The organism is Brasilonema octagenarum UFV-OR1 (genome assembly GCF_963888615.1).
In the GTDB taxonomy this organism is placed as follows: Bacteria; Cyanobacteriota; Cyanobacteriia; order Cyanobacteriales; family Nostocaceae; genus Brasilonema; species Brasilonema sennae.
The window spans coordinates 1-8,991 of the sequence record NZ_CAWPKW010000142.1 but is presented as its reverse complement, the minus strand read 5'-3'; the positions used below and the strand labels follow the sequence as shown (position 1 = coordinate 8,991).

Here is an 8,991-nt window from a genome sequence, read left to right as displayed (position 1 = left end):
AGAAAAATCATAAATTAGGTGCACAACCTTTAAATAATGAGCCTTTTGATAAGACACCTGTGTGTTTCAATGTCCACAAGGGCATCACAGACAAATTAAAAGCCATCCCTGACTGGAAGGAACGACTAAGAAAACTTGTTGATGAATTGATAGAAGAATTCGAGGAATAGTTGGCGGTAGTTGACTAGGCTTGTCTAGGTTATTGGCTGCTTAGGACATACTCTCTACTCCCTGACTCTGTGGTTTCCTCCCTGTCTGAGACGTATATCTGCATCTGTGAAAATTGGTGTAAATAATCAAGCAGGAGCATACAGTTCCCTGTGTCCTGCTTACAAGCTGTTCTAAATTCAACTTGGATAGTTTTTCGCCTGAAACCTTTGGATGGCTTGGCTGACTTTGGAAAATTAGATGTGGTTTCGCCTAATAACGGTGAATCTAGAGAGGCGGTTAAGTAATAATGGTTGACAATGCAAACACAATCTGTCTTTAGAGCTTTTGTACTTTCACTCACCAAGGTGACTTGCTTGTAACCCGCCCAATTACATCAGAAATTGGATATACACAAACATAGCACTGAGTCAATTACGAATACGTGACCGAGACCCTAGATTTATTGCCAAAGTAAGTATAAGCAACAGACCAGACATAGTAAAGAGAAATCTTCTCTCTTTACTATGCTGCTTTTTTTCTATTCCTGCTACATCGGTGACTTTTAGGACTTACGCACTCGCGACGAAAAATAAGGCTTTGCGGTTGCTTCCCGGAGGTCGCAATGACAGAATTGGGTTATTTTTGCGTAAGTCCTGACTTTTTGGAAAAGGTTAATTTTTAAGGTGCCTAACCTTTATTCGATATCATCTTTCTTGTTGGTTTCGATGGTGACATCAGAGGTAGGCTTGGCGATACAGGTGAGCACATATCCTTGATCAATCTGCTCATCGTCCAGGAAATTCCCATCAGACTGATCAACACTACCTGATTTAATCAAACCAGCACAGTCAGAGCAAGAACCAGCGCGGCAAGAGTATGGCAGATCAATGTCTTCTTCTTCAGCAAGGTCTAGAATGTATTCATCATCTCCTACCTCAATTGTTTTTTTTCCTCCATCAGGATCGATCAGTGTGACTTTGTAACTTGCCATTTAGTTATCCTCTATGAATGCAAATGGATCGTATAAATTATCTTAAAGCAAATACAACGCCTTATCTTAACTGGATCAGTCGTTCATTGAAATTGCTTCACTTGTGATATTACGAGAAAAAAAAAAATAAATGTAACTGGAAATAGTAGTATAAAAAATTGCTACATATATCAATCTTAGGTAAGTTGATTTATGTCACGCTTTTTGAATCATCAACAGTGAAAATAGGGTTATTTTCACTGTTGATGATTTTTATTTTCAAGATACTAACAATTATAATGTACGATAATTCTACTTTTTCGCAAAAACACCCCATACGAGTGGGTTTCGTTGGCACTGGATATACAGCAAAATTACGGGCTGAAGCATTGCTGCATGATCAGCGCTCCCATTTAGTCGCTGTTGTCGGTCACACACCAGAGAAGACACAAGCTTTTGCTAGAGATTACCAAATAATGGTCGTAAATTCTTGGCAGCAACTGGTGGAGCAAGACAACATAGACTTAGTTATGATTTGTACTGTGACTCGGGATCATGGTATAATCGCTCGGCAAGCACTTAAGAATGGTAAACACGTTGTTGTAGAGTACCCTCTTTCTTTAAACGTGGCTGAAGCTGAAGAACTTATTGCCTTGGCAAAAGCACAAAAAAAATTCCTCCATGTTGAACATATCGAACTTTTGGGTGGATTGCATCAAGCTTTGAAACAACATCTATCACAAGTTGGTCAAGTCTTTTTTGTGCGCTACAACACAACCAAGCCGGAACATCCTGCACCTCGCAAATGGACGTACAATCATGAGCTTTTCGGCTTTCCTTTGATTGGCGCACTTTCTCGATTGCACCGTCTTGTGGATTTGTTTGGTAAAGTTGTCTCGGTTAACTGTCATAACCGATTCTGGCAAGTAGAGACAGAGTATTACCAAAGCTGTTTCTGCGATACTCATTTGTCCTTCAACAGCGGACTGTTAGCCCATGTTGTCTATGGTAAAGGTGAAACTTTGTGGCAGGTAGAACGTAGATTTGAAGTTCATGGTGAAGATGGCGGATTAATTTTTGATGGCGACAAGGGAGTTTTGGTACAGCGAGGAGAAACAAAACCGATAGAAGTTGGTGCTCGTCGCGGTTTGCTTGCCAAAGATACGACAATGGTGTTAGACCATCTGATTGATGGCACTCCCTTGTACGTCACCCCAGAAGAAAGCTTGTACACCCTCAAGGTTGGAGATGCAGCAAGGCGTTCTGCTGAAATGGGTTTGACTGTCGTTGTTGAGGATGAAACCCAAGCATAAAACGATTTGTTGAGTTTGCTGTTGCTCAAACCAATATACAGTTATCCACACAAACACGGCAAACTATATTTATGGGAGATTCTTCTTTAGACGAAATTTGATGAAAAGTGAAACAATTGTTATTCTATCTAACAGAGAACTAGATAAAATGCGTAAGGCTGGACGCTTGGCAGCCGAACTCTTACACCATCTTGAACCACTGGTGAAGCCAGGGATTAGTACTCTTGAACTGAATGACGAAGCGGAACGGTGGACACAGGCGCATGGTGCAAAAAGTGCACCTCTTGGCTACAAGGGTTTTCCTAAGTCAATTTGCACGAGTGTGAATGAAGTCATCTGTCATGGCATTCCTAATGCCAAGCAAATTCTCAAGGAAGGTGACATCATTAATATTGATGTGACGCCGCTTGTTGATGGCTATCACGGTGATACATCCAAGACATTCTTTGTTGGTACCCCTTCCCCAAAAGCCAAAAAGTTGGTAGAGGTGACAGAGGAATGCCTCAGAAGAGGTATTGCTGAAGTTAAGCCACAAGCACGTATTGGAGATATTGGTGCAGCCATTCAGGAGTATGCTGAGGCGCAAGGCTTTTCTGTGGTGCGAGACTTCGTAGGACACGGTGTCAGCAACGTTTTCCACACTGCGCCGGAAGTACCTCATTACGGTATCCGTGGTAAGGGAAAACGTCTGCGACCTGGTATGGTTTTTACCATAGAGCCGATGATTAACGAAGGTACGTGGGAAGTTGAACATTTGGGTGATGGTTGGACTGCTGTGACACGCGATCGCAAACTTTCCGCTCAATTTGAGCACACTCTCGCCGTAACTGAAGATGGTGTTGAAATCCTGACGTTACGGGAAAGTAGGACTTAACTATCGGTATCAAAACTATAAAAGGGATCTGTGTCGTTTTGCCACAGATCCGCCTGGAAAATTAAATAACCGACAGCTGAACTCAATCGTATTGAGTTCTAGGGTAGTGCTTGAGATTTGATGATGCTGGCAATTGAAAACCGCTGAGTTTGCGACTATGGCGGGATTTTTTTTGTGTGGTTTGTGGGATGGCGCAGAGCGATCGCCTATGGCGATCGCCAAGAAAAACACTCTAATTTACCTAGAATAACTACAACCCCATCAAAATTCTTAGCCTGTCTTCGACTGCTGTCAATGTTTCTGGAGACACTGTACCGTTACATAACACCTACCCAAAGCTACCCATAACTTGACTTTTCTGTACAAGTTGACCATGAGGTTTACTTTAGGCTTCGGTTACTTCCTGCTTCGGTGTGGTTCGTTCGGACGAATCCAGTCCACAGGCTAAGACCGTCTAACTGGCGGCTTTACTCAAATTGATTGCAGCGTTTAAATCGCGGTCAATGATGAATCCACAGTGATTACATTCAAACACTCGCTCATCCAAAGTGAGTGTTTCTTTTTTTGTTCCACAGTTAGAACAGGTCTTAGAACTTGGAAACCATCGGTCAACCACAACAAGCTTTGAACCTCGCAAGGTACACTTGTAAGTCAACTGGCGACGAAATTCAAACAAAGACATATCAGCAATTGCTTTCGCTAGTTTGTGATTAGCCATCATTCCTGACACATTTAAGTCTTCAATCACTACTGTACCGTGGTTTTTAGCAAGTAATGTTGTGAGCTTGTGGAGCGTATCTTTACGAATGTTGGCAATTTTTCTGTGAAGTCTAGCAACCTGCATCTGTGCCTTTTCCCAGTTAGCTGAACCGATAATTTTATGCCGATTCAACCACTGCATTCTGCTTAATTTCGCCTCGTACTTTTTGTAGGACTTCGCACCTAATATCACCTCACCGGTGCTGAGAGTCGCCAATGTTTTCACACCAAGGTCAACGCCTACAACGTCTGTATTGTTTAGTTCCTGGGCTTCTACTTCAAGCCGGAAACTGATAAACGATCTGTCAGCTTGACGCGATATAGTACAAGATTTTGGCTTGACTTGAGGTAGGCGCTCGTAGGTTTTGAGTACACCAATACATGGTACTTGAATTTTGTTACTGCTTAGGATTTTGACAGTGCCTTCTAAAGTGAAAGAGTCACGTTTACCTTTCTTTTTGAATTTAGGGACTCCAGCAGTCTTGTTAAAACAACGCTTCCATGCCTCGCGCAAAGCCATTAATGCCTGTTGTGGCGTGGACTTACTGCACTCGTAGTACCACTCGTTCTCAGATTTCACTAATGCTACCAACCACTTATGCAGGTCAATGGCAGTAGGAAATTTAATTTTGGAATCAGAATTGGTTTTGTTATGGTCGAGGATTTGTTTTGTCAGTCCAAGTCCCCAATTCCAAGCGTGGCGAGCTACTCCAGAATGCTTCATTAATGCCGTGCGCTGCGCTTTATTCAATTTTAATTCAGTCTTGAAACCTAATAGCATCTCGACTCGTAGCTGTACATGCTAGAATTCTAGCATGTACAGCTATATTTTATCCGATGCCATTTGCGAAAAATAATAAACATGCTTATCAGCCGCAAGAGAATGAAGCGCTTGATCCAACATCAGTGTGCTTTAAAGTGCGTAAAGGCGCCAGAGCTAAACTTAAAGCCGTCCCCAACTGGCAAGAACGGCTTAGAGAATTTGTTGACCAACTCATCTGTGACCTACCCAAGAATGAGTAATAATGGGTAGAAGTGGGTAGGAATTAAGTTACAGTTTCTCACCCCATCGCTTTTCAAGACGCTCTACAGAAATCGACCTCACATCCTCGCACTTGACAAAACTTTGTACTTTTAATGCTCCCTCTGGCGGGTTCAGTTCTACGTGAAAAGGGATTCCTTTTTCCTTTGAGGTAATCGGTAAGACAACGATCAAACCAGATGCACCTTGATTAAATAAATCGACTGAAATAATCAGACAAGGACGCTTTCCGGCTTGCTCATGTCCTCTGACTGGATTGAGATCTGCTAACCACACCTCCCCTCTGGCAATTTGCGCCACTATTCTTGCACCCCATCAGCCATTGTTTGATCCCATGCCTGTCTCTGTGCCTGTTCTTCCTGCCAAAGTGCTTCATTCTGTCTTAAAGCGGCAAACGCTTGATTAGCTTGCATTAAGAATACATGCCTACGGTAATTCTCTATCGCCCTGTCTAACACCGTCTGAATTGTTTCACCAGAGGTTTGTGCCAATTTCAATAAGGTTTCATGGGTAGTTTGGCTAATACTAACAGTTAACTCAGGCATAGCTGTATATTTCAACTTATATAGGCATTGTAGCCAAACCCAAAGCAGCTTCCACTGCATCAGATGATTGTTTGTGGATATGGTTGCTCGAATTGCAAGTCGGCGATCGCAAACTTTCCGCTCAATTTGAGCACACTCTCGCTGTAACTGAAGACGGCGTTGAAATCCTGACGTTACCGGAAGGTAAGGCTTAACTATCAGTATCAAAACTATAAAAGGGATCTGTGTCGCTTTGCCACAGATCCATGTCTATGATGACTCACACAAAAGAATTCGTCAGTTCAAAAATATAGTGTTTTTGGTGTTGCTTGCAATACACAACTGTGGAGGCGTAGCATTTACGTGCTCTATATGATGTGATTCAAATGAGAACCGCTAGAAATACTTGATTTCTAGCAATTTTCCATGAAATTCCAGGATAATTCTTTAAAATAAAGTAATATTTTTTACGTAATTAGGAACAAGAATATAATAATGACTACATTAAATATTAATCAGTTTTAGTTTTAAATTTTACAATAGATACCGTATGAAAAATTTTAGATTAATCCGTTGCCTGGTTTCACTGGGGGCTATTTCAGTTATCTTAAGCACTTCAGGTAAGCTGGTAGCCCAATCAAAAAACACTGGGCTACAAGTACAAGACATAAATACATGTGTGACGGCAAAGAGTCCCTACGGTTTATCTAATTTCCCTTGGTTGCAAAGAAGTGGGGAATTTGCACTCAGCAGAGAAATTTTCTCATACAAATGGGAAGTGTACATTGAAAGTGAGATTGTTTGCAGAGCTAACAGTAAGTATCGAACACTCAGACTAGATGTTGCTATGAGAGATGAAGCCAAGGGAGTGGTGACAATTTCCCTCTACAAGGATGGAAGTCAAGTCAATTGATGGATGATAAAGGTGCGATCGCAGATTACACACAAGCTATTGTGAGGGAATTGTTCGCCAACGTTCTGGCGAGTCAAGTAGTGGTTTATTCCGTATCATCTCTTTAGCGATAGGTACTATTACTTCCTATAGCAGCGACTTAACCTTAAAGATTCCTGGTGTTGGTAGTGCAACTCCAGAAATACGAGTGCAATCGCTGAAAATCAATTACCTTCTGAATGAGGCAAACCTTACACCTGGTTCTTCCAGTTTTCGCGTGTCTACTAGAGTTCTCAAGCAAGCACAAGTCCCACCAGACAGCTTGCGAACTCTCGCTTGGATAAGTTCAGGCACTCAACCTTTCTATGTACCTGTAATCCTAGGACAAAACTCAAGCGAGTATCAGTTTGTCTTCTTTACTGAGCGATCTGCTAGCTTCCCAAAACTTGAAATTGTTAGGGTTAAAGATGGACAGCGCGTTTATAAAAACCCTCGCTCCTCCTCTCAAGCTGCTGGAGAAGTTTTTGTGAATTGGGATGGACGCAAACAACCTGCTGGTCGATACGAACTCCGTATTACTGCACTACAAGAGCAAGAAGGAAAACCACCTAAGCCGTTGTCTCAAGTTATTACTTTTGAACACAATCCGAGTTGGTTCAAATGAGTTGGTGCAGAACTTAAGTTTATTTAACTGAAATGTTCCCACGTAGAAACTGGAAGCTCTTATTCTTAACCTACCGTACTCGACTCCTAAATTTACTGCTATCTCTTGTGAGATTCTTTAGAAATGTATTTAGAAGGAGTTTTCATCGATTTCAGAATTACTTCCAACAAAAAAAATCACCAGCTATTGTTTTAGTTGTACTTCTTGTCCTCTTGGTTGTCACAATCAAGTTGATACTTCCTAGTCCTCAAATTTTTGAAGGTTATTTAACTGTTCAAAAAATGAGTTTGACTAGTGCTCAAGAAAACCAAACGTTGCTCAAAAATATTTAGGGGATTTCTCAAATATCAGTCCAAGGTATCCAAAATCTTACTTTAACAGGCAGGTTTATCAGTAAATCCAACCCATAATTGAATAAATCATTGACCCAGTTAAATCAACTCACCTTTCAATTCAAATCTGAAAAGAGTCGGTGGATAATGATCCCCACAAACTCTAAAGAAAATCAACTGAATTTACTTGACCTTAGATTACAGAAGAATACAAAAGTTGATGCTTTTAGTTATAATCCACAAGGATATAAGCTTTCTCTATCTTTAAAAGATATTCAGTCAGATAATCGAAAATCTAGAAAAACAAATTTCTTGCAACTTAGTCTAGGTCAACAGCCATTAAAGATAGTCATCACAAGTGGTTATTCTCTGCCTCAACTAAAATTACAAGATAATCCTGGTAATCCCAAAGAAATTGAGTTTCTGTATACACCGAACAATGAAGAATTTAAGCTACCAATAACCCAAGCGGTAGATATCTCTGTAGGCTTGCCAAATCCATCAGAAAATGAATCAGAGCAATGGTTTAGAGGTAAGATAGAAGTCACAAATATGAAATTTTATACTGAAGATCAGTCTGGCACTGACATTAGGGACAACTTACGCACTTCCACAATTCTCCGAGGCGAGATTCGTATGGCGGAGCGAGAACTAAAGATGCAGCGCAAACAATTTTTAATGCCAAAACCTGAAACTCCTGGAATTCAGTTAATACGTAGTATAGAATTACCTTCAAATTCATCTCAAGATGCACAAGTCCTCATCTCTGATGGAGCTTTAAAAACTCAAACACCTCCCAAAGGATTAGAAGTACGTTTCTCTGGAGAAGCTCAAAAAATTCAAGTCGGTCTAGATTCTCGATTTCCGGTTGCTAGCATTCAGGCTGGCTTTTTGACAGGTAAGCTTCCAAGTGATATTGTTACTTTCCTCATTTCAGGTCTTGCTTCCATAATAATTACCCTACTAACTTGGCTACTAAGTAATTTTTCCAAATGAGATAAGTAGGTCAACACAGCGCTTTTCAGCTTAAGTTGACACGTATGGGCATAGAACAGCCCCAAAGAGCGTGGTTTATGTACCTGAAAAGCGCTGTAAAATAGTTACAGCCCAGCCTGAAGGAGGATCTATGGCTAAAACTTTCGTGATTACTCTTCCAGACGACTTAGAGCAAGCACTGGCTGTTCAAGCAGAACGCTTGAATAAGTCTCCAGAGGAAGTCGTGTTGCAAGTCCTGTCACAACAATTAACGACTTCATTTCAATCTGATTCCATGCAACAAACAGAAACAGACCCCCTTTTACGACTAATTGGCTCTGTTAGTGTAGACATTCCTGATCTAGCAGAAAACCATGACTACTATCTTGGGCAAGCTTTATGTCAGGAGTTGAAGGGTGTCGAGTAGCATATTTGTGGATAGTGCGATTCGTTGATATCTGAATCACGGTTAAAATCCGCAAAATAAGATATCCAG

11 protein-coding genes and 1 pseudogene are annotated in these 8,991 nt (G+C 41.1%); 8 read left to right on the top strand and 4 right to left on the bottom strand.

Annotation, left to right across the window (positions count from 1 at the left end):
* Positions 1–320: 320 nt before the first annotated feature.
* Entirely contained in the window at positions 321–455 is a 135-nt protein-coding gene (locus tag AC5590_RS09695; RefSeq protein WP_282453092.1) for a hypothetical protein, read from the top strand.
* Positions 456–844: 389 nt separating this feature from the next.
* On the opposite strand, the gene AC5590_RS09690 is transcribed toward AC5590_RS09695, so the two are convergent.
* Positions 845–1,141 carry a ferredoxin gene (locus tag AC5590_RS09690; protein WP_169268586.1) on the bottom strand — a complete coding sequence of 99 codons (297 nt, stop codon included), beginning with the start codon at positions 1,139–1,141 and terminating at the stop codon, positions 845–847.
* A 278-nt stretch (positions 1,142–1,419) separates the two neighbouring features.
* Between AC5590_RS09690 and AC5590_RS09685 the strand changes: the two genes are divergently transcribed.
* Both AC5590_RS09685 and map read left to right on the top strand, forming a co-directional pair.
* Positions 1,420–2,433, top strand: coding sequence for a Gfo/Idh/MocA family protein (locus tag AC5590_RS09685; protein ID WP_169268585.1), 1,014 nt, complete (start codon positions 1,420–1,422; stop codon positions 2,431–2,433).
* Positions 2,434–2,533: 100 nt separating this feature from the next.
* Positions 2,534–3,307, top strand: coding sequence for a type I methionyl aminopeptidase (gene map, locus AC5590_RS09680; protein ID WP_169268584.1), 774 nt, complete (start codon positions 2,534–2,536; stop codon positions 3,305–3,307).
* Positions 3,308–3,761: 454 nt separating this feature from the next.
* Here the strand turns inward: map and AC5590_RS09675 are convergent, their stop codons facing one another.
* The 3 genes from AC5590_RS09675 to AC5590_RS09665 form a co-directional block, all read right to left on the bottom strand.
* Positions 3,762–4,847, bottom strand: a complete 1,086-nt coding sequence (locus tag AC5590_RS09675) for an RNA-guided endonuclease InsQ/TnpB family protein (protein ID WP_169268583.1) — start codon at positions 4,845–4,847, stop codon at positions 3,762–3,764.
* A 270-nt stretch (positions 4,848–5,117) separates the two neighbouring features.
* Positions 5,118–5,408, bottom strand: coding sequence for a type II toxin-antitoxin system PemK/MazF family toxin (locus AC5590_RS09670; RefSeq protein WP_169268581.1), 291 nt, complete (start codon positions 5,406–5,408; stop codon positions 5,118–5,120).
* Positions 5,408–5,653 (bottom strand): toxin-antitoxin system protein, encoded by a 246-nt coding sequence (locus tag AC5590_RS09665; protein ID WP_169268580.1) that lies wholly within the window; start codon positions 5,651–5,653, stop codon positions 5,408–5,410. The genes AC5590_RS09670 and AC5590_RS09665 overlap by 1 nt, the downstream gene beginning before the upstream one ends.
* Positions 5,654–5,757: 104 nt before the next feature.
* Between AC5590_RS09665 and AC5590_RS09660 the strand changes: the two are divergent.
* The 5 genes and pseudogenes from AC5590_RS09660 to AC5590_RS09640 form a co-directional block, all read left to right on the top strand.
* Positions 5,758–5,847, top strand: a pseudogene (locus AC5590_RS09660) (type I methionyl aminopeptidase); the annotation flags it as partial.
* Positions 5,848–6,182: 335 nt separating this feature from the next.
* On the top strand, positions 6,183–6,545 hold the full coding sequence (locus AC5590_RS09655) for a hypothetical protein (RefSeq protein WP_169268579.1): 363 nt from the start codon (positions 6,183–6,185) through the stop codon (positions 6,543–6,545).
* Positions 6,546–6,732: 187 nt separating this feature from the next.
* On the top strand, positions 6,733–7,188 hold the full coding sequence (locus AC5590_RS09650) for a T9SS type B sorting domain-containing protein (RefSeq protein WP_169268578.1): 456 nt from the start codon (positions 6,733–6,735) through the stop codon (positions 7,186–7,188).
* Positions 7,189–7,667: 479 nt separating this feature from the next.
* Positions 7,668–8,516: a hypothetical protein gene (locus tag AC5590_RS09645; RefSeq protein ID WP_169268577.1), complete on the top strand. Its 849-nt coding sequence runs from the start codon at positions 7,668–7,670 to the stop codon at positions 8,514–8,516.
* Between the two features lie 130 nt (positions 8,517–8,646).
* Positions 8,647–8,922, top strand: coding sequence for a hypothetical protein (locus AC5590_RS09640; RefSeq protein ID WP_169268576.1), 276 nt, complete (start codon positions 8,647–8,649; stop codon positions 8,920–8,922).
* Positions 8,923–8,991: the final 69 nt, after the last annotated feature.

Excerpts from the sequence above, each read along its gene's own strand:
- AC5590_RS09675 (WP_169268583.1), bottom strand. The coding sequence starts at position 4,847 with ATGCTATTAGGTTTCAAGACTGAATTAAAATTGAATAAAGCGCAGCGC.
- AC5590_RS09690 (WP_169268586.1), bottom strand. The coding sequence starts at position 1,141 with ATGGCAAGTTACAAAGTCACACTGATCGATCCTGATGGAGGAAAAAAA.
- map (WP_169268584.1), top strand. The coding sequence starts at position 2,534 with ATGAAAAGTGAAACAATTGTTATTCTATCTAACAGAGAACTAGATAAA.
- AC5590_RS09655 (WP_169268579.1), top strand. The coding sequence starts at position 6,183 with ATGAAAAATTTTAGATTAATCCGTTGCCTGGTTTCACTGGGGGCTATT.
- AC5590_RS09685 (WP_169268585.1), top strand. The coding sequence starts at position 1,420 with ATGTACGATAATTCTACTTTTTCGCAAAAACACCCCATACGAGTGGGT.
- AC5590_RS09640 (WP_169268576.1), top strand. The coding sequence starts at position 8,647 with ATGGCTAAAACTTTCGTGATTACTCTTCCAGACGACTTAGAGCAAGCA.
- AC5590_RS09665 (WP_169268580.1), bottom strand. The coding sequence starts at position 5,653 with ATGCCTGAGTTAACTGTTAGTATTAGCCAAACTACCCATGAAACCTTA.
- AC5590_RS09645 (WP_169268577.1), top strand. The coding sequence starts at position 7,668 with ATGATCCCCACAAACTCTAAAGAAAATCAACTGAATTTACTTGACCTT.